This window comes from Enterobacter cloacae complex sp. 394F7 (genome assembly GCF_057320385.1).
On sequence record NZ_JBXWCS010000015.1, the window covers coordinates 74688 to 101353 of the forward strand.

The 26666-nt window shown below is 55.4% G+C and carries 25 protein-coding genes; 11 read left to right on the top strand and 14 right to left on the bottom strand.

Going from position 1 to position 26666, the window contains the following annotated elements; genetic code table 11:
* Positions 1-20 precede the first annotated feature (20 nt).
* The 6 genes from AC2FAK_RS19660 to fdhD all read right to left on the bottom strand — a co-directional run bounded on the left by AC2FAK_RS19660 (position 21) and on the right by fdhD (position 6077).
* Positions 21-611 carry a DUF1120 domain-containing protein gene (locus tag AC2FAK_RS19660; RefSeq protein WP_058682055.1) on the bottom strand — a complete coding sequence of 197 codons (591 nt, stop codon included), beginning with the start codon at positions 609-611 and terminating at the stop codon, positions 21-23.
* Positions 602-3031 (bottom strand): fimbrial biogenesis outer membrane usher protein, encoded by a 2430-nt coding sequence (locus AC2FAK_RS19665; RefSeq protein ID WP_095455574.1) that lies wholly within the window; start codon positions 3029-3031, stop codon positions 602-604. Before AC2FAK_RS19665 ends, AC2FAK_RS19660 begins: the two co-directional genes overlap by 10 nt.
* Positions 3032-3051: 20 nt before the next feature.
* The gene (locus tag AC2FAK_RS19670; protein WP_013099350.1) at positions 3052-3735 is read right to left on the bottom strand and encodes a fimbria/pilus chaperone family protein; all 684 of its coding nucleotides are present in this window, start codon (positions 3733-3735) and stop codon (positions 3052-3054) included.
* 74 nt (positions 3736-3809) lie between these two features.
* The gene (locus AC2FAK_RS19675) at positions 3810-4508 is read right to left on the bottom strand and encodes a DUF1120 domain-containing protein (protein ID WP_095455575.1); all 699 of its coding nucleotides are present in this window, start codon (positions 4506-4508) and stop codon (positions 3810-3812) included.
* 405 nt (positions 4509-4913) lie between these two features.
* Complete coding sequence (locus tag AC2FAK_RS19680) at positions 4914-5126, bottom strand: YdgH/BhsA/McbA family protein (RefSeq protein ID WP_013099352.1); 213 nt, start codon at positions 5124-5126, stop codon at positions 4914-4916.
* A 114-nt stretch (positions 5127-5240) separates the two neighbouring features.
* On the bottom strand, positions 5241-6077 hold the full coding sequence (fdhD, locus tag AC2FAK_RS19685) for a formate dehydrogenase accessory sulfurtransferase FdhD (RefSeq protein ID WP_095455576.1): 837 nt from the start codon (positions 6075-6077) through the stop codon (positions 5241-5243).
* A 383-nt stretch (positions 6078-6460) separates the two neighbouring features.
* Here fdhD and fdnG point away from each other — a divergent pair, with 383 nt between their 5' ends.
* Genes fdnG through fdhE form a run of 4 tightly spaced genes read left to right on the top strand, consistent with a single transcriptional unit; the run spans position 6461 to position 11984 of the window.
* Positions 6461-9511: a formate dehydrogenase-N subunit alpha gene (gene fdnG, locus AC2FAK_RS19690; RefSeq protein ID WP_086527976.1), complete on the top strand. Its 3051-nt coding sequence runs from the start codon at positions 6461-6463 to the stop codon at positions 9509-9511.
* Positions 9512-9523: 12 nt separating this feature from the next.
* On the top strand, positions 9524-10426 hold the full coding sequence (gene fdxH / locus AC2FAK_RS19695; RefSeq protein ID WP_095455577.1) for a formate dehydrogenase subunit beta: 903 nt from the start codon (positions 9524-9526) through the stop codon (positions 10424-10426).
* On the top strand, positions 10423-11058 hold the full coding sequence (gene fdoI / locus AC2FAK_RS19700) for a formate dehydrogenase cytochrome b556 subunit (protein ID WP_013099357.1): 636 nt from the start codon (positions 10423-10425) through the stop codon (positions 11056-11058). The genes fdxH and fdoI overlap by 4 nt, the downstream gene beginning before the upstream one ends.
* The gene (gene fdhE / locus AC2FAK_RS19705) at positions 11055-11984 is read left to right on the top strand and encodes a formate dehydrogenase accessory protein FdhE (protein ID WP_029882351.1); all 930 of its coding nucleotides are present in this window, start codon (positions 11055-11057) and stop codon (positions 11982-11984) included. Before fdoI ends, fdhE begins: the two co-directional genes overlap by 4 nt.
* A 42-nt stretch (positions 11985-12026) precedes the next feature.
* Here fdhE and AC2FAK_RS19710 read toward each other — a convergent pair whose 3' ends face one another.
* Both AC2FAK_RS19710 and AC2FAK_RS19715 read right to left on the bottom strand, forming a co-directional pair.
* Positions 12027-12317 (bottom strand): helix-turn-helix domain-containing protein, encoded by a 291-nt coding sequence (locus tag AC2FAK_RS19710; protein ID WP_013099359.1) that lies wholly within the window; start codon positions 12315-12317, stop codon positions 12027-12029.
* The gene (locus AC2FAK_RS19715) at positions 12318-12629 is read right to left on the bottom strand and encodes a hypothetical protein (RefSeq protein ID WP_013099360.1); all 312 of its coding nucleotides are present in this window, start codon (positions 12627-12629) and stop codon (positions 12318-12320) included. It abuts the gene before it with no gap.
* Between the two features lie 229 nt (positions 12630-12858).
* Between AC2FAK_RS19715 and AC2FAK_RS19720 the strand changes: the two genes are divergently transcribed.
* Entirely contained in the window at positions 12859-13776 is a 918-nt protein-coding gene (locus AC2FAK_RS19720) for an alpha/beta hydrolase (protein WP_095455578.1), read from the top strand.
* Between the two features lie 12 nt (positions 13777-13788).
* Here AC2FAK_RS19720 and fabY read toward each other — a convergent pair whose 3' ends face one another.
* From fabY to AC2FAK_RS19750, 6 genes are all read right to left on the bottom strand, one after another.
* Positions 13789-14730, bottom strand: a complete 942-nt coding sequence (gene fabY, locus AC2FAK_RS19725; RefSeq protein WP_170942762.1) for a fatty acid biosynthesis protein FabY — start codon at positions 14728-14730, stop codon at positions 13789-13791.
* A gap of 44 nt (positions 14731-14774) precedes the next feature.
* Positions 14775-15212 carry a D-aminoacyl-tRNA deacylase gene (gene dtd / locus AC2FAK_RS19730; protein WP_095455580.1) on the bottom strand — a complete coding sequence of 146 codons (438 nt, stop codon included), beginning with the start codon at positions 15210-15212 and terminating at the stop codon, positions 14775-14777.
* Entirely contained in the window at positions 15209-16090 is an 882-nt protein-coding gene (locus AC2FAK_RS19735; protein ID WP_013099364.1) for a virulence factor BrkB family protein, read from the bottom strand. The genes dtd and AC2FAK_RS19735 overlap by 4 nt, the downstream gene beginning before the upstream one ends.
* A complete protein-coding gene (yihX, locus tag AC2FAK_RS19740) occupies positions 16084-16683 on the bottom strand; it encodes a glucose-1-phosphatase (protein ID WP_013099365.1) in 600 nt (199 codons plus the stop codon). The genes AC2FAK_RS19735 and yihX overlap by 7 nt, the downstream gene beginning before the upstream one ends.
* Positions 16684-16802: 119 nt before the next feature.
* A complete protein-coding gene (locus AC2FAK_RS19745) occupies positions 16803-17603 on the bottom strand; it encodes a DeoR/GlpR family DNA-binding transcription regulator (protein WP_020686879.1) in 801 nt (266 codons plus the stop codon).
* A 34-nt stretch (positions 17604-17637) separates the two neighbouring features.
* A complete protein-coding gene (locus AC2FAK_RS19750; RefSeq protein WP_095455581.1) occupies positions 17638-18534 on the bottom strand; it encodes a sugar kinase in 897 nt (298 codons plus the stop codon).
* 155 nt (positions 18535-18689) lie between these two features.
* Between AC2FAK_RS19750 and yihU the strand changes: the two genes are divergently transcribed.
* Genes yihU through AC2FAK_RS19780 form a run of 6 tightly spaced genes read left to right on the top strand, consistent with a single transcriptional unit; the run spans position 18690 to position 26666 of the window.
* Positions 18690-19580, top strand: a complete 891-nt coding sequence (gene yihU, locus AC2FAK_RS19755) for a sulfolactaldehyde 3-reductase (protein ID WP_095455582.1) — start codon at positions 18690-18692, stop codon at positions 19578-19580.
* 17 nt (positions 19581-19597) lie between these two features.
* Positions 19598-20473: a sulfofructosephosphate aldolase gene (gene yihT, locus AC2FAK_RS19760; RefSeq protein WP_038420844.1), complete on the top strand. Its 876-nt coding sequence runs from the start codon at positions 19598-19600 to the stop codon at positions 20471-20473.
* A gap of 14 nt (positions 20474-20487) precedes the next feature.
* Complete coding sequence (yihS, locus tag AC2FAK_RS19765) at positions 20488-21729, top strand: sulfoquinovose isomerase (protein WP_013099370.1); 1242 nt, start codon at positions 20488-20490, stop codon at positions 21727-21729.
* Between the two features lie 17 nt (positions 21730-21746).
* Positions 21747-23771: an alpha-glucosidase gene (locus AC2FAK_RS19770; RefSeq protein ID WP_095455583.1), complete on the top strand. Its 2025-nt coding sequence runs from the start codon at positions 21747-21749 to the stop codon at positions 23769-23771.
* 45 nt (positions 23772-23816) lie between these two features.
* A complete protein-coding gene (locus tag AC2FAK_RS19775) occupies positions 23817-25199 on the top strand; it encodes an MFS transporter (RefSeq protein ID WP_013099372.1) in 1383 nt (460 codons plus the stop codon).
* A gap of 42 nt (positions 25200-25241) precedes the next feature.
* A complete protein-coding gene (locus AC2FAK_RS19780) occupies positions 25242-26666 on the top strand; it encodes an MFS transporter (RefSeq protein WP_044159142.1) in 1425 nt (474 codons plus the stop codon).

Here is a 26666-nt window from a genome sequence, read left to right on the forward strand (position 1 = left end):
TCCGTCGGGCAAGGCGGCGTTTACTGCGCCGCGAGGGTAACGTAATTCACCGTCAGCATTTCTTCGAGTTCCGCCGTGTTGCCGGTCCTGAACGCGTTATCGTTCAGATAAGTGACCACCGAGAGCGTAACAACCAGCTGTTTGCCCGCCACCTCGCTGCCGTTCACCGCCACAAGCGACGTATCCGGTGGCAGCGTAACCTCCGCTGCACCCGCGGTGACCTGCGCCGCGCCACGCGGCACGGCCGCCAACTGCACGGCACCATTATCCATGCGGGCCTCTTTCGCCGTGATTTTCAGCACACCGTTGTCGCTAAAGCGATACGCTTTATTTCCACGGGCCGGGCCGTCCACCTGCAGACGGATCTTGCGCGCGTCCGGGCAGATCACCGACACCTGGATCTCACGTTCTGACGAGGCATAACCCCGGTACGTTTTTCCGGCAATATCCGTGCTGACCTCGCGCATCGCCTCCCGACGCAGCAGACCATTATTGATACTCTTTACTGACGAAACCACCTGACACTCTTCTTCTGCCAGGACGAAGGGAGCATGGCTGAGGGCGACGCAGGCCAGCAGCAGTAAACACGTGCGACGAATAATCAGAGACATTTTCCGTTTATCTCCTCGTAGAATTGAGTGGGATCCGCTTCCGGCAAGGTGAAACTCAGCGTGCAACGGCCAGTATCCTGCTTCGCATACAGCGTCTGGCTGGCGGAAATATCATTCAGGAAAATGATGCCGTCTTCCGGTGCAGAGGTGATGTATTCCCCTTTCCCGTTCACGACAGAGACGCCTTTCGGTAACGGCGTGCCGTCCGCGCGCGTAATGTTCAGCAGCACGCGGCGCTGGCTCAGCGTGGTGAACTTCCAGTGAGCAAATGCTCCGTGGGAGGCCTTCAGCGACGCATGACCGTTGCTGACGTCAACATTGCCCGGCAGGCTTTGGGTATCTATTTCAATCGTACTTTCGCTGAACGGTGTCAGGGCGGGCACAACCGCTCTGCCCCATTTGTCCGTCCAGACGTTACCGCGCGGGGTACCTATCGCCACCCCGGCAACGGGCTTGTCCAGCGCCACTACCGCATAGGTATCTGTTACCGGATAAGGTGAGAAGGTGACGCCATCACCGTGCGCGACAATGCCGCCGCTCAGTGCGATCGAGGAGTTACGGTTACTTTCATTGTCACCGCCAATCCCCAACGCGAGCGTGGTGTAGTGCAGGTTACTGTTCAGCGAACCATCCCAGTTGGTTACGCTGTCATCGTGATCCTGAGAGACGCCCACCGTGTAGGTGTTTTCATCGTTAAATGACCCCATGGCGCGGGTCCCGTAAGAGGCTTTACCCTCGTTTTCACGGTACCAGCTGTTGGTGGACACGCCGGTGCGGCCCAGCGGCACAGAGACGTTCACATAAAACATATCGCTGTCGCTGGTGTACTTATCACCGTGGCTGATGTCTGATTCCCAGTTTACGCTGACGTTAAAATAGCGGAACGACCGCGACCATGACGAAATGATGCGGCGGCTGTCGTATTCGCTGTTCCAGGTCTGGTTGTTGTAATAGCTCAGAGAGAAACGGCCCAGCGTCGGGTTCGACCAGCTCACGCCAACGTTGGTGTCGTATTTCGTGGTCGAGTAGTCATCGTCATCGCTGTATAACTCCTGCATTTCACGATACTTCGGCGTACCGTAGCTCCCGCCAAGGGACAGGCCGAGCCCCCACGGTAAGGCGTAGCCGAGATCCAGCGTGGTTTTGTTACCGTCGGTTTGCGAGAGGTTATCAATGGAGCCGAGAAAACCCAGCGAGGCATACATATGCTGCATCGGCACGGTGTCAATGTTGGCGGAGAAACCGTAATAGTGGTTATCTGCCATCACCATGCCGGCGAGAAAGTTCATCCGGTTATTAATGGACCAGCCGTTTGATGCGGCGACAATCCACGGCTGCGTAAAGTTTGTCTCCATGTCCTCTGCACGCCCGACGGCCAGTGAAAACCCCGGCGCGCGGCCCACGTGGTTGCTACGGAAGGTGCTGGCGGAAACCGTAAAATGGCTTTCGCTGCCGTCGGTTTCTGTCACCGTGACCTTTAAATCCGTGTTCAGGTTAGCAACCGGCACATCGCTTAAGGTGAACGGCCCGGCTGGCACCAGCGTGGAGAAGATCAGCTGTCCACCCTGGCGAATGTCCACGCGCGCCTGGGCGTTGCGGGCAATACCACTCACCTCAATACCGCTGCTGTAGCCCGGCAGGAGAGCGTTATCCGGCATCATCTGTACGCCATAGATGCCGGGGATACTGAAGCGGCTGTTGGCGATGTTAATTTGCCCCCCCTGCACCATCACACCGTAGTCGGTAAAGGTGCGTTGTGCGTAGGTGTAGAGCGATTCGCTCTCGAACGCCATGCCGCTGCCGTCGCTGATAAACTGCGAACTGCGCACAATCCAGTCGCCTGCGTTAAAGCCAAATTCAAACGAAGACTGAAAGCGATCGGACTTATCACCATCAAAGTCGTAATGGGTGCCAAACATGGAGTAGTTCAGCATAGCCGCGCGTCCGCCACGCACGTCAGCCACCTGGCGGCCACTTTCCGGGTTAATGGCCTCCGGCGGAACAACCAGAGAAATTTCGTCTACGTCTGGAGAAGTGACGACCGTTGCGTTTTTCCAGTACTGGTGAATTGAAGGGCACGTTTCACGCTTGAGTTTTTTATATAATCCGGCGGCGTCCAGAAATTCCCCATCAATACACGGAAGACCTTCATCATTAAATTTCACGGGCATAATGCCGCGCTTTTTTCCGTTAATAAGCACGGTGACATTATGGTAACCCGGCATAAATCGCGGGGCGACGGCATAATAGTCAGCAATAGCCGGATCGAGGCCATTCTCTTTTAACGCCTGGGTATCGAAAAACGCTCTTGCCAGCTCCATAGTGGGCGCTGCCGTTGGCAGAATCTCTGCACGAATTCCGAATGCCACCGCGCTCAGGCAAAATGCCAGCACGCCTGTTTTACAGGGGGAAATTTTCATGGCCACTCCGTCGGGTATTATTATTTTACTTCAGCAACGTAAGAACTGGCTTTATAGCCAAAGCGGGTAGCAGGGTACATTTCTACCTTGTTATTCTGCCCGGATATTTTGTTTTCTGACGTCGCTATCATCGTCTGGCCGGGAAGGATATAGCTTTTGTCAAATTTGACCTTAATTCGTGACGGTAATAACGTGGCGTTTTGCTCCATACGCACCACATAAGGCGTATCGTTTACCACCGTCAGGTTGCCATTTTTAATCTGCCAGCGCAGATCTTTCCACGGCTCCATATTCACGTCGAGACCCGCCGGGTGAATAATGACCGGGAGATTCTGGCTGAACACCATTTTTACTTTATTCTGCTCTCGTTGCGGAATAGTGGAAAAAATGACGCGTTTTAAGTGTTCTGTTTTTAATTTTTCCGCACTGTCTTTTAAGACAAAGCGGACACGCTGCGTTTTACCGGCATTTACACGTACCACCGGTTGAGTGACAATAACACCGGGTGTGGGATCGTCCGGTAAATCGACAATACGGGTATAAAGAAGCTGGGCGGTATCGTCGCTATTTTTCACATCCATGCTCGCTCCCCGCTCGTCTTCGTTGATTAACAGCAGGGAAGTATCTGGCACCATACCGGCGGCAAATGTCTGCAACGACGAAAGCAGGCAAACGCAGAGCAACGTTTTTTTAGAGAGAATCATAATATTAGTCCGTTAATATTGATGGAAACTGCTCCCCTAATCAGAGGAGCAGTGAATTATCAGCACTGTGATAATCAGAGGTAAACCAGCTCAACGTTGGTTAAACCGTCCAGCGTCACCTCATCCGTGACGTTTAAATCGTTGGTTGGGTTAATTGTGGCGCTTACAGCAACTTTGAAGTTGATCTTGCTTTGAGCAGAAAGCTCGGTACCCGATCTCTCCGTACTAAATCCATATATTTCAGAGTTATTGCTGGTAATTTGCGTATAGTCGACACCTTTAGTGCCCCAGATTTTACCAGCGTCTACGCTCACCATTGGGTAAAGTGAGTCGCCATTAGCGTTGGTGTTAACACCTTGCGTGCGGGGTATCGCTAATGTATAGGCACCAATTTTTTTATCATTATACAATCCCAAGCCAAACACATAAGCTGGCGAACCGGCAAAACCATTACCCATGTTGATACTTTCTGTTGGGGAAGAGTCGTCGCGCGAATCGGTAAACTTCACCGCAACACGCGTGGCTTCTTCACAGGTAATGGCAACAGGAATTTCTTTCATATCCGTCAGCGGGGTTACACTTGTCGAATTGAGAGAAGAAACTTTCATGGTACCGAAGTCAGCCACACCGCCGCCGCTTGGGAAGGCTGGGGTGCATGATGATGGAAGGATTTTACCTGTTACTTTAATATCAATGCTTTGTGCAGCCATAGCTGTATTAACCGACAGGGCTAACGCTGTAACCAGCATTCCTTTTTTGATCAGTGCGTTCATTCAATTTCCTTATTAAGGTGAAATACAAAAGAAAGCCAAATGCCGACATTTGGCCGAGGGTATCGATAAGCAATGTTAATTGCCGGAAAATACCAGCATCAATAACCGCTATCAATTGCCTGACCCATCTTTAGGATTTAGACCTGAGGAATTCCTTAACTATTAAGATCAATTATTTGGAATATGAATGTAAATAGCGCCAGAGGCTTAAAAGCATTGAAGGGAATTATGTTATCGACAGTCTTATCAGACAAATTATTTAAGAGGGTTATTTAACGATGAGCGCTAAACAGGAATAACGATTGAGAAGGGAGAGGAGATATCGCCTTTGCAAGCGAGAAGCAGGATGGCTTTATGTTTACACCTGTCCCTGCTCCGAAGAGCAAGGGACAGTGGCAACACAACTTATTTGTTCAGTTCCGCGGTCATGTGTACGCGGTTACCAGAGAACGCCTGAGTAATTTTGTAAGAGGACGCGCCCGCTTCCTGAGCCTGAGCAGCGATTTTCGCTTCTGCACCATCCAGCGTGGAGGCGGAAGCGGTGACAGTCTGTGCAGCGAAAGAACCGAATGAAGCAGCCAGAGCGATTACAGCGACAAAAGTTTTGATGCTTTTCATGATATAAACCCTTTCGTTAAGTTGTTTAGGTAAGGCACCGTGCCTTGATGAGATAAATACTAGACCTCATAACCGACAACTAAAAGCGGAAGGATTTGCTATTATCATTCAAAATTACTGATCAACAATTAATCGCTGCGGATGGGTATAAATTGTCGCCCTTCCCGGTTTGCAGAACCCCACCAGCGTCAGGTTACAACGCTCTGCCACCTCTACCGCCAGCGTCGTCGCCGCCGATACCGCAAACAGGATTTCGACGCCGCACATTGCAGACTTTTGCACCATCTCGTAGCTGGCGCGGCTGGAAACCAGCGCTGCGCCGTGCTGCCAGAGATCGCTCTCCCGCGCCCGACGACCCATCAGTTTATCCAGTGCCACGTGACGTCCCACGTCTTCATGCCCACCGGCGATCTCGCCTGATGGCAGAACCCATGCCGCCGCATGCGTACAGCCGCTCAACTGGCCGATGGGCTGCACGTCGTTGAGGTGGGCAAGCGCGTGGTTGAGGTTGGCCAGATTGAAGGTCTGCGTAAAGGGCAGCGGCGCGACAGGTTTGCCGATATCGTTCAGTTGCTCAACGCCACAGACGCCGCACCCTGTTCGCCCGGCCAACGCGCGACGACGCTCCTTCAGCCCCATAAAGCGACGACTGGAGAGTTCGATCTGCACTTCCAGACCGTTGCAGGCCTGAACCACATCCATGCCGTAAATGTCCTGCGGATGGGCAATGATGCCTTCCGAGAGCGAAAACCCGATGGCGAACAGTTCAAGATCTTTTGGCGACGCCATCATCACAACGTGCGAGATGCCGTTGTACACCAGGGCGACGGGAACTTCTTCCGCCAGAAAATCGGGCGTGGCGTGGGTAATGTGAGGGGGTCGATGTACCGACAGCTCCACAATGCCTGCTGGCAGCGGTGACGAGTGGGTAGCACGGTTTTGTTTAGACACAACGGTTTTCCTGAACAACCACGGAGGTGAGCCTGCTATTGCAGCATAAACCACAGGCCTTACGCATAGTATGGATCAACTTTTCAGCACCCAACCGCCTCAAGTTTACCTACTCATTCTGGAGAGGTGCAACCGGCGCCATGCTACACCCCTGTAACATGCGGGGTTAATAATGTGATTGATATCACACTTTATAATCAACACGGTGATAATACGTTCACTTTGTATTAACGCCATTGGAACAGGCGTACCGACATTGTGGTATTCTGGTGATATCCCCCGGAGAAATGAGGGATTAACGCAAATTTTTCTCCTTTGCGGTCATTATTCAACCGCGAAGTCAAAACTACATATGTAAGCAATGTCGAAACAAGGAGTGACCCATGCAGGTCAGCAGAAGGCAGTTCTTTAAGATCTGCGCTGGCGGTATGGCAGGCACCACGGCAGCGGCACTGGGCTTTGCGCCTGGCGTAGCGCTGGCGGAAACGCGGCAGTATAAACTGCTGCGCACCCGTGAAACCCGTAATACCTGTACGTACTGCTCTGTCGGTTGCGGGCTGTTAATGTATAGCCTCGGCGACGGTGCTAAAAACGCCAAAGCGTCTATCTTCCACATCGAAGGCGACCCGGACCACCCGGTCAACCGCGGCGCGCTGTGCCCGAAAGGGGCCGGTCTGGTGGACTTTATCCACTCCGAAAGCCGTCTGAAATTCCCGGAATATCGCGCGCCTGGCTCTGATAAATGGCAGCAAATCAGCTGGGAAGAAGCATTTGACCGCATCGCTAAACTGATTAAAGAAGACCGCGATGCCAACTTTATTGCGAAGAACGCCGACGGCGTGACGGTCAACCGCTGGCTCTCCACCGGGATGCTGTGTGCATCGGCTTCCAGTAACGAAACCGGCTATTTAACCCAGAAATTCACGCGCGCACTCGGTATGCTCGCGGTCGACAACCAGGCGCGTGTCTGACACGGACCAACGGTAGCAAGTCTTGCTCCAACATTTGGTCGCGGTGCGATGACCAACCACTGGGTCGACATCAAGAACGCCAACCTCATTGTGGTGATGGGCGGTAACGCCGCTGAAGCGCACCCTGTCGGGTTCCGCTGGGCGATGGAAGCCAAAATCCACAACGGTGCGAAACTGATTGTGATCGATCCCCGCTTTACGCGTACAGCGTCAGTGGCGGATTTCTACACCCCTATTCGTTCAGGTACTGACATCACTTTCCTGTCAGGCGTATTGCTGTACCTGATGACTAACGAAAAATACAACCGCGAATACACCGAAGCCTATACCAACGCCAGCCTGATCGTGCGTGAGGATTACCACTTCGAAGATGGCCTGTTCAGCGGTTACGACGCCGAAAAACGCAAGTACGACAAAACCAGCTGGAACTACGAGCTGGACGAGAACGGCTTTGCGAAGCGCGACACCACCCTGCAACACCCGCGCTGCGTGTGGAACCTGCTGAAAGAGCACGTTTCCCGCTATACGCCGGATGTTGTTGAGAACATCTGTGGTACGCCAAAGGCTGACTTCCTGAAGGTCTGCGAGCTTATCGCCGAAACCAGCGCGAAAGACAAAACCGCGTCGTTCCTGTATGCCCTCGGCTGGACGCAACACTCCATTGGTGCGCAGAACATCCGTACCATGGCGATGGTTCAGCTGCTGCTCGGCAACATGGGGATGGCAGGCGGCGGCGTGAACGCCCTGCGCGGTCACTCCAACATTCAGGGTCTGACCGACCTCGGCCTGCTGTCACAAAGCCTGACAGGTTATATGAACCTGCCAAGCGAGAAACAACCGGACCTGCAAACCTACCTGACAGCCAGCACGCCAAAACCGCTGCTTGAAGGCCAGGTGAACTACTGGGGCAACTATCCGAAGTTCTTCGTCTCGCTGATGAAAGCCTTCTACGGCGACAAAGCGACGGCGGAAAACAGCTGGGGCTTTGACTGGCTGCCGAAGTGGGACAAAGGTTACGACGTGCTGCAGTACTTCGAGATGATGCACCAGGGTCAGGTCAACGGCTACATTTGCCAGGGCTTTAACCCGGTCGCCTCGTTCCCGAACAAGAACAAGGTTGTCGAGTCTCTGTCGAAACTGAAGTTCCTGATTACCATCGACCCGCTCAACACCGAGACCTCGACCTTCTGGCAGAACCACGGTGAATCGAACGACGTCGATCCGTCAAAAATTCAGACCGAAGTATTCCGTCTGCCATCAACCTGCTTCGCGGAAGAGAACGGTTCTATCGTCAACTCTGGCCGCTGGTTGCAGTGGCACTGGAAAGGTGCGGACGCCCCGGGCATCGCCATGAACGACGGCGAGATCCTGGCCGGTATCTTCTTACGCCTGCGTAAGATGTACGCGGCAGAAGGCGGCGCGAACCCGGAACCGGTTCTGAACATGACCTGGAACTACTCGACGCCGGAGAATCCATCCCCGGAAGAAGTGGCGATGGAGAGCAACGGTAAGGCGCTGGCGGACGTTATCGACCCGGCCACCGGTACCGTGCTGGCGAAGAAAGGCGATCAGCTCAGCACTTTCGCGCACCTGCGTGATGACGGCACCACCTCAAGCGGTTGCTGGATCTTTACCGGTAGCTGGACGCCGAAAGGCAACCAGATGGCCAACCGCGATAACGCCGACCCGTCGGGCCTCGGCAATACGCTGGGCTGGGCATGGGCATGGCCGCTGAACCGCCGCATTCTCTATAACCGTGCCTCCGCTGACCCGCAGGGTAACCCGTGGGATCCGAAGCGTCAGCTTCTGAAATGGGACGGCGCGAAATGGGGCGGCGTGGATATTCCGGACTACAGCACTGCCGCACCAGGCAGCGATGTCGGGCCGTTTATCATGCAGCCTGAAGGGATGGGACGCCTGTTTGCCATCGATAAAATGGCGGAAGGGCCGTTCCCGGAACACTACGAGCCGTTTGAAACGCCGCTGGGTACTAACCCGCTGCACCCGAACGTGGTCTCTAACCCGGCTGCCCGTATCTTTAAGGGCGACTTTGAAGCGCTGGGTAAAAAAGACAAGTTCCCGTATGTGGGCACCACTTACCGTCTGACCGAGCACTTCCACTACTGGACCAAGCACGCGCTACTTAACGCCATCGCGCAGCCGGAACAGTTTGTGGAGATCGGCGAGAAGCTGGCGAACAAGCTCGGCATTGCCCATGGCGATACCGTGAAGGTCTCCTCCAACCGTGGCTATATCAAGGCCAAGGCGGTAGTGACCAAGCGTATTCGCACGCTGAACGTACACGGTCAGCAGGTGGATACCATCGGTATTCCGATTCACTGGGGTTATGAGGGCGTGGCGAAGAAAGGGTTCATTGCGAACACCCTGACGCCATTCGTCGGTGATGCGAACACGCAGACGCCGGAGTTTAAGGCCTTCCTCGTGAACGTGGAAAAGGTGTAACGGAGACGACTTATGGCTTATCAATCTCAGGACATTATTCGTCGTTCCGCGACTAACGGTTTCACGCCCGCGCCTCAGGTGCGGGACCACCAGCAGATCGTTGCGAAGCTTATCGACGTTACCACCTGTATCGGCTGTAAAGCCTGTCAGGTGGCCTGTTCAGAGTGGAACGACCTCCGTGACGAAGTGGGTCACAACGTCGGGGTGTACGACAACCCGGCCGACCTGACCGCCAAGTCCTGGACGGTAATGCGTTTCTCTGAAGTGGAGCAAAACGACAAACTGGAATGGCTTATCCGCAAAGATGGCTGTATGCACTGTGCGGATCCGGGCTGCCTGAAGGCGTGTCCGTCAGAAGGGGCTATCATTCAGTATGCCAACGGCATTGTCGACTTCCAGTCCGAGCAGTGCATCGGCTGCGGCTACTGCATCGCGGGCTGCCCGTTTGACGTGCCGCGACTGAACCCGGAAGACAACCGCGTCTACAAATGTACGCTGTGCGTTGACCGCGTGAACGTTGGCCAGGAGCCAGCCTGCGTGAAAACCTGTCCAACCGGCGCCATCCACTTTGGCTCCAAAGAGGATATGAAAACGCTGGCGGCCGAACGAGTAGGTGAACTGAAAACCCGTGGTTACGATAACGCTGGCCTGTACGATCCGGCCGGTGTGGGCGGTACGCACGTCATGTACGTGTTGCACCATGCCGACAAGCCGAATCTGTATCACGGCCTGCCGGAGAACCCGGAAATCAGCGCCACCGTGAAGTTCTGGAAAGGCATCTGGAAACCGCTGGCAGCGGTAGGCTTTGCTGCCACCTTCGCAGCGAGCATCTTCCACTACGTCGGCGTCGGTCCGAACCGCGCGGAAGAGGAAGACGACAACCTGCATGAAGAGAAAGACGAGGTGCGCAAATGAAAAAACGTGACACCATCGTGCGCTACACCGCGCCGGAACGCATCAACCACTGGGTCACCGCCTTCTGCTTTATGCTGGCGGCGATAAGCGGGCTGGGGTTCTTCTTCCCGTCCTTCAACTGGCTGATGCAGATACTGGGTACGCCACAGCTGGCGCGCATCCTTCACCCGTTCGTGGGTGTGGTGATGTTTGCCTCGTTTATCATCATGTTTTTCCGTTACTGGCACCATAACCTAATCAATCGGGATGATATCTTTTGGGCGAAGAATATTCGTAAGATCGTCGTCAACGAGGAAGTGGGTGACACCGGGCGTTATAACTTCGGCCAGAAGTGCGTATTCTGGGCGGCGATTATCTTCCTGGTCCTGTTGCTGGTGAGCGGCGTGATCATCTGGCGTCCGTACTTTGCGCCTGCTTTCTCAATCCCGGTGATCCGATTCGCGCTGATGCTGCATTCATTTGCCGCAGTGGCGTTAATTGTGGTTATCATGGTGCATATTTACGCCGCCCTCTGGGTGAAAGGCACCATTACCGCGATGGTGGAAGGATGGGTAACCAAAACGTGGGCGAAGAAACATCACCCGCGCTGGTACCGTGAAGTCCGCCAGAAACAGGAAAAGTCATCTGAATGAGTATTCGCATAATCCCGCAAGATGAGCTGGGGTCGAGCGAGAAACGCACGGCGGAATATATTCCGCCGTTGTTATTCCCCAGACTCAAGAACCTCTACAACCGCCGTGCAGAGCGCCTGCGCGAGCTGGCAGAGAACAACCCGCTGGGCGATTTTCTGCGTTTTGCCGCGCTGGTTGCCCATGCGCAGGAAGTGGTGCTGTACGACCACCCGCTACAAATGGACCTGACTGCGCGCATCAAAGAAGCCAGTGAGCAGGGCAAGCCGCCGCTGGATATTCACGTCCTGCCGCGTGACAAGCACTGGCATAAGCTGCTGCATTCTCTGATTGCCGAGCTGAAGCCCGAGATGAGCGGCACCGCGCTGGCGGTCATTGAGAACCTGGAAAAAGCCTCCGATCAGGAGCTGGAAGAGATGGCGAGCGCGCTGTTTGCCTCTGACTTCTCGCTGGTCAGCAGCGATAAAGCGCCGTTTATCTGGGCTGCGCTGTCGCTCTACTGGGCGCAAATGGCCAGCCTGATCCCCGGTAAAGCGCGCGCCGAATACGGCGAAGCGCGCCAGTTCTGTCCGGTGTGTGGCTCAATGCCAGTCTCCAGCATGGTACAGATCGGCACCACCCAGGGGCTGCGCTACCTGCATTGCAACCTGTGTGAAACCGAGTGGCATGTGGTGCGCGTGAAGTGTAGCAACTGCGAGCAGACCCGCGATCTGAACTACTGGTCACTGGAAAATGAAGACGCGGCGGTAAAAGCTGAAAGTTGCGGCGATTGCGGTACGTATCTGAAGATTCTGTATCAGGAAAAAGACCCGAAAGTTGAAGCGGTGGCCGACGATCTCGCCTCGCTGATTCTGGACGCCAAAATGGAGCAAGAGGGCTTTGCCCGTAGCTCTATCAACCCGTTCCTGTTCCCGGGTGAAGGGGAGTAATCTCCCTCATTAGCCCGGCAAGCAACTTTGCTGTCGGGCTAATTAATCTGATAAAGCCGAAATAACGTGCTGTGGATCATTCGCAATTGCACGCAACAATGCCTTTGCGGGGCCGGTAGGCGAACGCCGTCCTTGTTCCCAGTTACGCAACGTATCAACGCTGACTGAGATTAAGTTCGCGAATTTACTTTGGGACAACCCAGACGCCTGACGAATTTCTTTGATTTTCATCGCATCGATTTGAAAGGTGCGCGACGGCTCGCGTTTCCCCCCGACAATGTCATCCATCTGAGCTATGCTTTGTGTTAATCGCTCAAACAGTGCCTTATCCATTTACCACCTCTCAATCATCTTTTTCAGAATGGCTTTTTCTCTCGCGGACAGGTCATCTTTGATCCCTTTGCGATAGATGAGCAGCAATCTGATTTCAAACTCGTGGGTACGATGAAAATAAATAACCCTTACTCCACCGCGCTTTCCCCTGCCTCCTGAAAGCCAACGAATCTTTCGCAGCCCCCCGGTATTCTGGATCAGATCGCCATAATCAGGTTGTGTTGCCAGGAACACCTGGAGCTTATGGTATTCGTCGTCATCCAGTAACGTTTTGACGTCTTCTGTGAAGATATCCGTTTCAATGAATAGCATAAATTATACGCCATTGGCTTAGAGTAACACATCTCTAATGTACGTCAATGACGTACCCCTATGTGAGGTACGTTATTGAGTTTTCAGTAACATATCCATTTATTTCATTGAATGAAGTTGGTTTCTGCGAGCCTTTTTCCAAATCTCTGGTTCTACTTAATTTGATTGTTTTCATCTGCCTTCATACAGGTTATAAGACTGTGCATACATACAGCAAAAGGACATCACCATGGCACTGGAAAAGGGTATTGATAAGCTTGTGCAGGATTTTATCGCTGCAGGCCGACCTGGCGCGCGTAAGCAGAGTATTGATGACCGGAGAGCCGGATATGTAGCCAGCACTGTACTTGCCGGCGAGACCGAAACCCGCGTGCAGGTTGAAACGCTTGTCATTGATGGCCTTACCTTTCGGGTATTTTCGCCTCTCAATGTCTCTGAAAAGTTACCTTGTGCCCTCTACTACCATGGCGGTTGTTTTGTCAGCGGTGGGTTTGCAACCCATGACAATCAGCTCCGCCAGCTGGCGTATTACGGTCAGTGTCGGGTGGTTGCGGTTCAGTACAGGCTAGCACCGGAGCATACCTTCCCCGCTGCGCATGATGATGCAGAGAGAGCGGCGGAGCTTGTCTGGCAACATGCAGAAAAAGTCGGTGTGGATAAAAACCGGATTACGCTTTGTGGTGACAGTGCAGGCGGCCATCTGGCGCTGGTCACCGCGCTGCGGCTCAAGGCTAAAACACAGTGGAATCCGGCCCAGCTTATCCTTATCTACCCCATGCTCGACGCCACAGCCAGCTTTGCAAGCTACACCCATAATGGGCAGGACTACGTTATCACGCGCGATACGCTGCTGAGTGGTTATGACATGTACCTGGCAGAGACAGACCGCCGGGACCCTGAAGCCAGCCCACTCTGGCGGGATGATTTCAACGGCCTGCCGCCGGTACATATTATTACCGCCGAGTACGATCCGCTATGCGACGAGGGTCAGGCACTTTATCAACATATGACAGAACAAGGGGTTATTTGCACAGCGCAGCATTGGCTGGGTGTCATCCACGGCTTCTTCCAGCTTGCCGGCGTCAGTCCATCAGCACGAGACGTTCTTCGGGACATCGCCTGGCGGATCAACTCCGCCCGGCGATAACATCGGGGAACTTTATTCCTCCTCGTTCCCGCCCTCTTCATACGCGCCAAACGGCTTCGCAGGCAGAACGATATAGGTACCTTCAAACACCGCGCCTGAGGTTTCATCGCCAAAGAGTTCAACCTGCATCTGTACACGGGCTTTGCGGCCGCGCGCCAGGCGGTCGAGATCGCCCCCCAAAGAGCCGAGATCGGCCACGGCGCTCGGTTTACCGCTTATGGGGGCGCTGTAGCGAATATGGGCATCAGCCAGAATGATCGTGCCGCCAAGGTGGCGTTCACGCAGCATCAGCCAGATAAGCCCCCAGCCGGTGAGCGTGGCGAGCGAAAACAGGCTGCCGGCAAATAGCGTGTGGTGCGGGTTCTGGTTGCCGGTTTCCGGCATGGTGGTAATGAATTTTTGCCCGGTGTACTGCTGAATACGCACCCCCATCTTTTCACTCAGAGGGATGTGCTGATACCAGGCCTGCTGAAGCTGTCCGCACCAGTCCGCGCGGTGGAGAATATCATCCAGCGTGGCGATGGGTTTAATCATTAAAAAGTGGCGAATCGGCGTGGTTTGCGGGGTCGTAATTTCCCCCTGATTAACAAAACCGAGTTTGGCGAAGAACTCAACGGCATCTTCGCGGGCGCTACAGGTCACGCGTTTAACGCCTTCCTGACGGGCCACTGACTCAAGGGTCATCGCCATCAGCGTACCTAACCCTTTGTCCTGCACGGAGGGATGGACCGCCATAAAACGAATAGAGGCTTCGTTATCGGCATTAATATACAGACGCCCGACTGCAACGAGGTTACCCTCTTCGTCCATCACCATCTGATGATGTGCCATGGCGTCCCAGGCGTCGCGTTCAGACCCTTTAGGCTGATGTAATGGCTTGCGCAGCATTTCCCAGCGGAACTGGTAATAGGCTTCTAACTCTTCTTCCGTTTGCGGTACTCGAAGGTGATACATAGCTGTACTCTCTCTTGTTACCCGCGGCCACGCCGCCAGTTGGCTCATACCTGGAGCCAGAATGTGACGGGGCCATCGTTCACCAGCGATACCTGCATATCTGCAGCAAATCGTCCGGTTTGCGTATTCATTTCCTGTTGGCGACAACGCTCAACAAAGTACTCGTAAAGCGATTCTGCCCGATCCGGGGCCGCACCTTTTGAGAAACTCGGGCGCATGCCGCGTTCGGTATCGGCGGCCAGCGTAAACTGGGAAACCACCAGCACGCTTCCGCCCGATTGCTGGACGTTAAGGTTCATTTTGCCTTCCGCATCACTGAAGATACGGTAGCCCAGCACGCGTTCACATAAGCGGTTGGCTTTTTGTTCGTCGTCATCCTTTTCGACACCTAACAACACTAAAAGTCCTGGGCCAATTTCACCCGTCACCTCTCCCTCCACGGTGACGCTGGCACGGGTTACGCGCTGTATCAATGCAATCATGGTTGGTCTGCTTCTTGTTGTTTTTCAGCTTCTGCTGCTTTTTTAAGTTCGCGGTATACGCCGAGAGTGACAGTTATTTCCGCACCAAGCAAGACGATACACCAGGTCCAGTAAACCCAGACAAACAAAATGGGGATCACCGCCAGTACGCCGTAAATGAGCTGATAGGAGGGGAACATGGTGATGTAAAGGGCAAACCCCTTTTTGCCCAGTTCGAAGAGTACCGCTGCCACCAGTGCGCCAACAACCGCATCACGGTTCGGCACGCGCGTGGTCGGCACCACACTGTAGAGCAGCCAGAAAGAGAGCCACGATAAAATCAGCGGGAAGATACGCAACACGTTATCAATGGCACCGTTGAGATCGCTGGCCCAGCGCAGGGAGAGCAGATAGGAGCTAATCGCCAGGCTCGCCCCCGCCAGCAGCGGGCCGAGAGTTAAAATCATCCAGTAAACAGCAAAGGAGTAGACCTTCGGGCGGACTTTTTTACTCCGCCAGATTGTATTAAGCGCACTGTCGATGGAGTACATCAGCAGCAGCGCGGTGACGATAAGCCCGCACGCCCCCACTGCCGTCATCTTGCTGGAGTTTGCGACAAACTGTTCAATGTAGTTCTGGATCACATCGCCAGTGGCAGGAATAAAATTCGCAAAGACGAAGTGGCGCAGCTGCAGGCTGACCTCTGCAAACATGGGAAAAGCGGAAAAAAGGGCAAAAATAACCGCCACCAGCGGTACCAGGGAGAGCAACGACACGTAGGCGAGGTTACCCGCCAGCGTGGTCATGTTGTCCTCATCAATACGGTGCCAGAGGAGTTTTAGCCAGGCCCTGAGCGGGCGAGTATGGTGCGTGGCTTTTTGATGAACGGTTTTTAGCATAACTGCTTCGCAAAGTAGTTCGGTATCGTCTCTTTTCCGGTCACCAGAATTGACGTAATACCCAACTGGTTAGCTCCCTCTATATTATCGGCATTGTCATCGAAAAAGACCGCATCGGACGCGGAGAATCCTTCCGCTTGCAGTACCGCCTGATAAATTCGCGCTTCGGGTTTACGCATCCCCATCTCCTGCGAGAGGTAGATTTTATCTGCTGCAGCCTTAACTTCTGGGTATTCCTCTGGCCAGAACGTGGTGTGCAGGCGGTTGGTGTTCGACAGCACGACGACCCGGTGACCCTGCTCGCGAAGTTTATGCATGATGTCGATAACCTCAGGGCGGATAGCGACAAATACAGCCTGCCAGCCGTGGGAGAACTGTTCGTAGCTTAACGGCAGATCCATTTCATGGCACAGACGTTCAGCAAACACTTCGTCGCTGATCTCACCCCGTTCATGCTGATGGAATGTCTCGCCCATGGCGAAACTCTGTTTTAACGTCGCCAGCGGGACACGGCTAAAATCGCTCCATGCGCCCAGCACCCGATTGAAATCGATATCGACGATTACATTTCCTAAGTCAAAGATATAAAGCATGTTTATCTCCTGCTCGCCGTGGAAAAGTAACTGTAGCGGGAAAGATAAGGTTTGGCTATGCGCCAGATTCAGCTTAAAGAAAGGAACGGCCCGAAGGGATTTTCGGGCCGTCAGAGAGGTTATCCAGCCTGCTGCTCGTCGCCTGTGCTGACTTCGACAACTTCTACCTTGCTGAATTTGAGATGATTATGTAGCGCAGAGCCGGGCAGTTCATCGGTAAAGAGCGCCGTTGCCTGCGCCACGTTGCCAATTTCCACGGCGGCAGAAGCGGTGTATTTCGTATGATCGGCCGCCAGTAAAATATGTCTGGCATGAGCCATCATCGTTTTCACCACGCTGGCTTCATTGACGTCAAACTCCATCATCGCGCCGTCGTGTTCAATCGCCCCCACGCTGGTCACCAGATAATCCGCCCGAAAGCCAGACACGAACGCCGTCGCTGCCGGACCGATAATGCCGCCGTTATGTGGACGCAGCGTACCGCCGGGCACCATCACCTCAAAACGCGGATTTTTATAGAGGATGTGTGCCACCCGCAGACTGTTAGTGATGATACGCAGATGGTTATGGTTGAGCAGCGCACGAGCCACGTGCTCCACGGTCGTGCCAATGGTGATGAAAATAGTGGAACCATCAGGAATATAGTCTGCAATCGCTTCGGCAATCGCCCGCTTCTCTTCAGTCAGCGACACTTCGCGCTGCTCAAAGGCCGTGTTCACCACGCTGGATGCCCTGCCCGCACCGCCATGATGTCGCGTAATCAGTCCCTGTTCGCTCAGCTTGCGGATATCCCGGCGCACGGTTTGCGTCGAGACGTCCAGCAGCTGCGCCAGTTCATCAATGTTCATATATCCGCGATCGGCTATCAGCGTCAGCAGCTGATCGTGACGCGGGTTGCCGGTCAGTTCGGTAAGGCTCATGGGCTGTCCTCTGAAAACCATCACGCCCCGCATTTTATACAAAAAGTGACAAAAAAGAGCGGGTTTGATCACAGTCGGGTATACCTGCGCGACCGCCGGGCTGAGTACATTTCAGCGCGGCGACGGCGCTGGCGAAACGCACGGCTTGCGCTGGAGATAACCGTTGCGCCAGGCTGACCGCCAGGGCACCGTGGAAAACATCCCCCGCCCCGGTGGTATCAACCACCTCGACCTCAAAACCCGGCTGATGGCACAGGGCATCGTTCTCCAGCCAAAAGCAGCCGTCCCGGCCCTGCGTGACATAGACGTGTCCATTTGTGAGCGTTTGTGCTTTTTTAAGCGCACCTTCCGTTTCCTCAAGATGGGTTACCCGACGCAGCCCCGGCGCGGAAAAGGCAGCATGATCGCTGAGGGCGATAAGTTCCGCGATGTCCTGAGGGGTTGTATCCGCATCGAGCAACGTTGTGACGCCTTGCTGACGGGCAAGGGTAAACGCCTGCTTCGCCCCTTCATGCCAGCGCACATCGGCTAAAACAATATCCCATTGCGAGAAGTCGATGCCCTGCAGCCAGTCTGCCGCAGCGGGAAGATCGGGGCTGGGATAGTTCGCGATGATGCGTTCCCCGCTGCCGTCCACCAGCACCGCCGATTGTGACGAGCGGGCATTTTTCACTATACGCGTATAGCGGGTGTTCACCCCCAGGGATTCCAGCTCCGCAAGCAGCCTTCTGCCGGTATCGTCGTCACCCACCCGGCCAATAAAATCCACGGATGCCCCCAGTTTTGCCGCCGCCACCGCCGCAGTTGCCGCCGGGCCGCCGCCCACTTCCGTATAGTCTTTTGCGACATATTTCCCACCTTCTTTCGGTAAATCATCGAGATACCAGATGCGATCCAGCACGGTTATGCCGACACAAACGATGCGAGTCATGGTGCTTCCTTCTGCAATTTCTGATGCCTTCATTTTAATTTCATCAAATGTTTAAAAAGTGACCCCTGTCAATTTTTTGACTATAAATTACAAATACGATCAAAAACAGACAACTTAAACGCGCAAAAATTGACACGATATGACAGGAGAGAGGCATGTCAGCAATCGCATTTATCGGTTTAGGGCAGATGGGCGCGCCAATGGCGAAGAATCTGTTGAAGCAAGGTCACCAGCTTCAGGTCTTTGATGTGAACCCGCAGGCGGTTCAGATCCTGGTGGAGAGCGGCGCGAAGGCGGCGGCAACGCCCGCGCAGGCCGCAACGGATGCCGAGTTCGTCATTACCATGCTGCCCAACGGCGACCTGGTGCGCAGCGTGTTGTTTGGCGAAAATGGCGTTTGCGAAGGCTTATCTCGCGACGCGCTGGTGATCGATATGTCGACCATTCATCCCCTGCAAACCGACGCGTTGATCCGCGACATGTCCGGGCGTGGCTTCAGCCTGATGGACGTACCTGTCGGGCGCACCTCAGACCATGCCATCGCCGGCACGCTGCTCCTGCTGGCAGGCGGCACGGCGGAGCAGGTTGAGCGCGCCACCCCCGTCTTAATGGCGATGGGCAATGAGCTGATTAACGCCGGCGGGCCGGGCATGGGCATCCGCGTGAAGCTTATCAATAACTACATGAGCATTGCGCTAAACGCCTTGTCCGCCGAGGCGGCCGTGCTGTGTGAAGCGCTCGGCCTCTCCTTTGAGGTGGCGCTCAAGGTCATGAGCGGCACGCCTGCAGGTAAAGGCCATTTCACCACCTCCTGGCCGAACAAGGTGCTGAAAGGTGATCTTTCACCCGCCTTCATGATCGACCTTGCACATAAAGATCTGGGGATCGCCCTGGACGTGGCCAACCAGCTCCACGTTCCGATGCCGCTGGGCGCGGCTTCCCGCGAAGTTTACAACCAGGCACGCGCCGCCGGGCGCGGGCGCGAAGACTGGACAGCCATTCTTGAACAGGTTCGCGCATCTGCCGGGCTGAAAAAATCACACTGATACGAAAGGACTGAGGAATGACGATGTACACCCTGAAAGATATCACCCGACCTTCCGGAGGTTTTGCGATGCTGGCCGTCGATCAGCGCGAAGCGATGCGCCTGATGTTTGCCGCAGCAGGTGCGCCAGTGCCGGTCACGGACCAGCATCTGACGGATTTTAAGGTTAATGCGGCGAAAATTCTGTCGCCGTACGCCTCTGCCATTCTCGTCGACCAGCAGTTCTGCTATCGCCAGATTGTGGAGCAGCAGGCCGTGGCTAAAAGCTGCGCGCTGATTGTGGCGGCCGACGAGTTTATTCCTGGGAACGGTATTCCCGTCGACAGCGTGACGATCGACAAGAACATCGATGCGCAGGCGGTCAAACGCGATGGCGGCAAGGCGCTGAAATTACTGGTGCTATGGCGTAGCGATGAAGACGCGCAGCAGCGCCTTGAGATGGTGAAGGCATTTAACTCCCTGTGCCACGACAACGGCCTGCTGAGCATTATCGAGCCGGTGGTGCGTCCACCGCGTCGCGGCGCCGGGTTTAACCGCGAACAGGCGATTATCGATGCGGCCAAAGAGCTGGGTGACAGCGGTGCAGACCTCTACAAAGTGGAGATGCCGCTGTTGGGTAAAGGCACGCAGCAGGAACTGCTGGCGGCCTCGCAGAAGCTGAACGAGCACATCGCCATGCCGTGGGTGATCCTCTCCTCCGGCGTGGACGAAAAATTATTCCCGCGCGCCGTGAGCGTTGCCATGCAGGCGGGGGCATCAGGCTTTTTAGCCGGTCGCGCCGTCTGGTCATCGGTGATTGGCCTGCCGGACACCGGGCTGATGCTTCGCGATATTTCCGTACCTAAACTGCAGCGTCTGGGTGAGATCGTCGACGAAATGATGGCTCGCCGTTGAGAAAGGACCCGAACATGAAATGGTTTAACACCCTGAGCCATAACCGCTGGCTAGAACAAGAGACCGACCGCATTCTTGATTTCGGTAAAAACGCAGCCGTACCGACCGGCTTCGGCTGGCTGGGCAATAACGGGCAGGTTCGCAGCGATATGGGCACGCATCTGTGGATCACCGCCCGTATGCTGCACGTTTACGCGGTAGCGGCGAACATGGGTCGTCCCGGTGCGTATGCCCTGGTTGAGCACGGCATCAATGCCCTGAACGGCCCGCTGCGCGACAAACAGTACGGCGGCTGGTACGCCTGTGTTAACGATGAAGGCGTGGTGGATGCCTCCAAGCAGGGCTATCAGCACTTCTTCGTGCTGCTGGGTGCGGCGAGCGCCGTCACCACCGGACACCCGCAGGCGCGCAGGCTGCTGGACGACGCCATTGAGGTGATTGAGCGCTACTTCTGGAGCGAACAGGAGCAGATGTGCCTGGAGTCCTGGGATGAAGCGTTCAGCAAAACGGAAGATTACCGCGGCGGTAACGCCAACATGCACGCCGTGGAAGCCTTCCTCATCGTGTATGACGTAACCCACGATCGTAAATGGCTCGACCGCGCCCTGCGCATCGCCTCGGTGATTATTCACGACGTGGCGCGCAAAGGTGAGTATCGCGTTAACGAGCATTTCGATACCAACTGGAACCCGATCCGCGACTACAACATCGATAATCCCGCCCACCGTTTTCGCGCCTACGGCGGCACACCAGGGCACTGGATTGAGTGGGGCCGCCTGATGCTGCACCTGCGTGCCGCGCTGGAAGCCCGCTTCGAAACCCCACCGGCGTGGCTGCTGGAAGACGCAAAAGGACTGTTCCACGCCACCATCCGCGATGCCTGGGCGCCAGACGGAGCCGATGGGTTCGTCTACTCCGTTGGCTGGGACGGCAAGCCTATCGTGCGCGAACGCGTGCGCTGGCCGATCGTCGAGGCGATGGGCACAGCGTATGCGCTCTACACCGTAACCGGCGAGGCGCAGTACGAAGCCTGGTATCAGAAATGGTGGGATTACTGCATCAAATACCTGATGGATTACGAGAACGGATCCTGGTGGCAGGAGCTGGACACCAACAACGAAGTGACCACCAAAGTCTGGGACGGCAAGCAGGATATTTACCACCTGCTGCACTGCCTGGTGATCCCCCGCCTGCCGCTGGCCCCGGGCTTAGCCCCTGCCGTAGCCGCCGGATTACTGGATAGCCAGGCCAAATAATAAAGACGGAGTTTTCTATGCGTACCCTACACAATATTGATCTGAAAAATAACGAACATGGCTTCACCCTGCGCTGGCAGGACCGTCTGATTTTATCCCACTCCACCGATGAACCTTGCCTGTGGATCGGCGCGGGCATTGCCGATATCGAAATGTTTCGCGGCAACTTCAGCATCAAAGACAAGCTCAACGAAAAAATCGCCCTGACGGACGCGACCGTTACACAGCAAAGCGCAGGCTGGGCGATCCGCTTTACCCGTGGCGATGCGGTGAGCGCGACGCTGCTGGTGGGTATGGATGCGGAAGGCCGTCTGGAACTGAAGCTGAAAAATGATGCCACCTGTCACAACCGCATCTGGCTGCGGCTGGCGGCCCAGCCTGAAGATCATATCTACGGCTGCGGCGAGCAGTTCTCGTACTTTGATCTGCGCGGAAAGCCGTTCCCGCTGTGGACCAGCGAACAGGGGGTGGGCCGCAATAAGCAGACCTACGTGACCTGGCAGGCCGACTGCAAAGAGAACGCGGGCGGCGATTATTATTGGACCTTCTTCCCCCAGCCTACCTTCGTGAGCACCCAAAAGTACTACTGTCACGTGGATAACAGCTGCTACATGAACTTCGACTTCAGCGCGCCGGATTTCCACGAACTGGCGTTCTGGGAAGATAACGCCACGCTGCGCTTCGAATGTGCAGAAACCTACGTCGATCTGCTGGAAAAACTCACCGGCCTGCTGGGGCGTCAGCCGGAGCTGCCGGACTGGGTTTACGACGGCGTGACGCTGGGCATTCAGGGCGGCACCGGGGTGTGTCAGCACAAGCTCGACGTCATGCGCCAGGGCGGGGTGAAGGTGAACGGCATCTGGGCGCAGGACTGGTCCGGCATCCGCATGACCACCTTTGGCAAACGCGTGATGTGGAACTGGAAGTGGAACAGCGAGCTGTATCCGCAGCTTAATGAGCGTATTGCACAGTGGAAACAGGAAGGCGTGCAGTTCCTCTCCTATATCAACCCGTACGTCGCCAGCGACAAAGATCTCTGTGAAGAGGCGGCAAAACGCGGCTATCTGACCAAAAATGCCGACGGCAAGGATTACCACGTCGAGTTTGGCGAGTTCTACGCGGGCGTTATCGACCTGACCAACCCGGAAGCCTACGGCTGGTACAAAGAGGTGATCAAAAAGAACCTGATCGAACTGGGCTGCGGCGGCTGGATGGCCGATTTTGGCGAATATCTGCCAACCGATACCTTCCTGCACAACGGCGTCAGCGCGGAGATCATGCATAACGCCTGGCCTGCCCTGTGGGCCAAATGTAACTACGAGGCGCTGGAAGAGACCGGCAAGCTCGGCGAGATCCTGTTCTTCATGCGCGCAGGTTATACCGGCAGCCAGAAGCACTCGGTGATGATGTGGGCGGGAGATCAGAACGTCGACTGGAGCCTGGACGACGGTCTGGCGTCCGTCGTACCTGCTGCGCTGTCTCTGGCGATGACCGGTCACGGGCTGCACCACAGCGACATCGGCGGCTATACCACCCTGTTCGAGATGAAACGCACCAAAGAGCTGTTGCTGCGCTGGTGCGACTTCAGCGCCTTTACGCCGATGATGCGTACCCACGAAGGTAACCGCCCGGGTGACAACTGGCAGTTCGACGGCGACGCCGAAACCATCGCGCACTTTGCACGTATGACCACCGTGTTTACCACCCTGAAGCCGTACATCAAAGCTGCGGTTGCGCAGAACGCGAAAAGTGGCCTGCCGGTGATGCGCCCGTTGTTCCTGCATTATGAAGACGACGCGCGCGCCTACACGCTGAAATACCAGTACCTGTTTGGCCGCGATCTGCTGGTGGCACCGGTTCATGAAGAGGGCCGCCACGACTGGACACTCTATCTGCCGCAGGACAACTGGGTGAATGTGTGGACGGGTGAAACCTGCCAGGGCGGTGAGGTGACCGTTGCTGCCCCGCTTGGCAAACCGCCGGTCTTCTATCGCCAGCAAAGCGAATGGGCAGATCTGTTTAATACCTTACGTCATATCTGATAAGGCTCGCCCGCGGGGAAACCTGCGGGCAGACGGAGAACAATAATGAGTCAACATACTTCTGATCCGGCAACCCTACGCCTGCCGTTTAAAGAAAAACTCGCCTACGGGATGGGCGATCTCGGCTCTAACATCCTGCTGGATATCGGCACGCTGTATCTGCTGAAGTTTTATACCGACGTGCTGGGCCTGCCGGGTACCTACGGCGGGATCATCTTCCTGATTGCCAAATTCTTTACCGCTTTCACCGATATGGGCACCGGGATCATGCTCGACTCCCGGCGCAACATCGGCCCGAAAGGGAAATTCCGCCCGTTCGTGCTGTATGCCGCCTTCCCGGTGACCTTGCTGGCGATTGCCAACTTCGTCGGCACGCCGTTTGAAATCACCGGTAAAACGGTGATGGCAACGGTGCTGTTCATGCTGTACGGCCTGTTCTTCAGCATGATGAACTGCTCTTACGGCGCGATGGTACCCGCCATTACCAAAAACCCGGACGAGCGCGCCTCGCTGGCCGCCTGGCGTCAGGGCGGCGCCACGCTTGGTCTGCTGCTCTGTACCGTCGGTTTTGTCCCGGTAATGAACCTGATTGAGGGCAACGATCAGCTTGGCTATATCTTTGCCGCCACGCTTTTCTCGCTGTTCGGGCTGTTCTTTATGTGGTGGTGCTACAAGGGCGTGACCGAGCGTTACGTCGAGACGCAGCCTGCTCATCCGGCGCAAAAACCGGGGCTGTTGCAGTCGTTTCGCGCCATTGCCGGAAACCGTCCGCTGTTTATCCTGTGCATCGCCAACCTCTGCACGCTGGGTGCCTTTAACGTCAAACTCGCCATCCAGGTTTACTACACGCAGTACGTGCTGAACGACCCGATCCTGCTGTCTTACATGGGTTTCTTCAGCATGGGCTGTATTTTTATCGGCGTCTTTATGATGCCCGGCGCGGTGCGGCGCTTCGGCAAGAAAAAAGTCTATATCGGCGGGCTGATGGTTTGGGTGGCGGGCGATCTGCTCAACTACTTCTTCGGCGGCGGCTCGGTGAGCTTTGTGGCGTTCTCCTGCCTGGCCTTCTTCGGCTCCGCGTTCGTGAACAGCCTGAACTGGGCGTTGGTATCCGATACCGTGGAATACGGCGAGTGGCGCACCGGCGTGCGATCTGAAGGAACGGTTTACACCGGCTTTACCTTCTTCAGGAAGGTATCCCAGGCACTGGCGGGCTTCTTCCCGGGGATCATGCTCACGCAAATTGGCTATGTGCCCAACGTGGTGCAATCCGCCGGAACGGTTGAAGGACTGCGGCAGCTGATTTTTATCTATCCGAGCCTGCTGGCGGTCATCACCATTGTGGCGATGGGCTGTTTCTACAATCTCAACGAGAAGATGTATGTGCGCATCGTGGAAGAGATCGAACTGCGTAAACGTACGGCATAAATGACGAGATAGAGCGCCCTGCGGGCGCTCTGAGGATCGACCATGACACATAACACTGATCCGTTAACCCTGAAATTGAGCCTGCGAGAGAAGTGCGCCTACGGGATGGGCGATTTTGGCTCGAATCTGATGCTGTGTATTGGCACGCTGTATCTGCTGAAGTTTTACACCGACGAACTGGGCATGCCCGCCTTCTATGGCGGCATTATTTTCCTGGTAGCGAAGTTTTTTACCGCGTTCACCGACATGCTGACCGGCGTGCTGCTGGACTCCCGGCGTAACATCGGCGCGAAGGGAAAATTCCGGCCATTCATTCTTTATGCCTCCGTCCCGGTGGCGCTGGTCGCGACGGCGCAGTTTATGGCCAACGACTTTAGCCTGACGGTGAAAACGGCGCTCGCCACCGTGCTCTTCATGATGTTTGGCCTCTGTTATAGCCTGATGAACTGCGCCTACGGTGCGATGGTCCCGGCCATCACCAAAAACCCGAACGAGCGCGCACAGCTTGCGGCGTGGCGTCAGGGCGGCGCAACCGTGGGGCTGTTGCTCTGCACCGTCGGCTTTATGCCCATTCAGGCGCTGTTCGTCAGCCAGCCCTCCCTCGGCTATCTGGTGGCGGCGCTGGTGTTCGTCACCGGTGGCCTGTTCTGCATGTGGTGGTGCTACAGCGGCGTGAAAGAGCGCTACGTGGAGCTTACGCCCGATCACCATAAGCCCGGCATTCTGAAATCATTCTGCGCGATTTTCCGCAATCCGCCGCTGCTGGTGCTGTGTATCGCCAACCTGTGTACCCTTGCCGCGTTTAACATCAAGCTGGCGATTCAGGTCTATTACACACAGTACGTGCTAAACGATCTGCATTTGCTGTCGTGGATGGGCTTTTTCAGCATGGGATGCATTCTGATTGGCGTGTTTCTGGTGCCCGGCGCGGTGAAGCGCTTTGGCAAAAAACCGGTCTATCTGGGCGGGCTGGCGCTGTGGGCGGTGGGCGACGTGCTGAACTTCTTCTGGGGGACCAGTTCCCTGCTGTTCGTGCTGTTTTCCTGCATGGCGTTTTTCGGCACGGCGTTTGTGAACAGCCTGAACTGGGCACTGGTACCGGATACCGTTGATTACGGCGAGTGGAAAACGGGCATTCGTGCTGAAGGGTCGGTTTATACCGGCTATACCTTCTCGCGCAAAATCTCTGCCGCCCTCGCCGGTTTTCTGCCTGGCATCATGCTGACCCAGATTGGCTACGTTCCCCATGCGGTGCAGAGCGCTGGCACGCTACTTGGTCTGCGTCAGCTTATTTTCCTCTGGCCGTGCGGCCTGGCCGTCGTGGCCGCCGTGACCATGGGGCTGTTTTATAAACTCAACGAAGCGCGCTTCGCCTTTATTATCGAGGAGATTGGAAAACGGAAAAAACAAACCGCGAATACCCCTGAGATAACCACCAACAATAAAGCGTCAGCAGTCACTTTATAA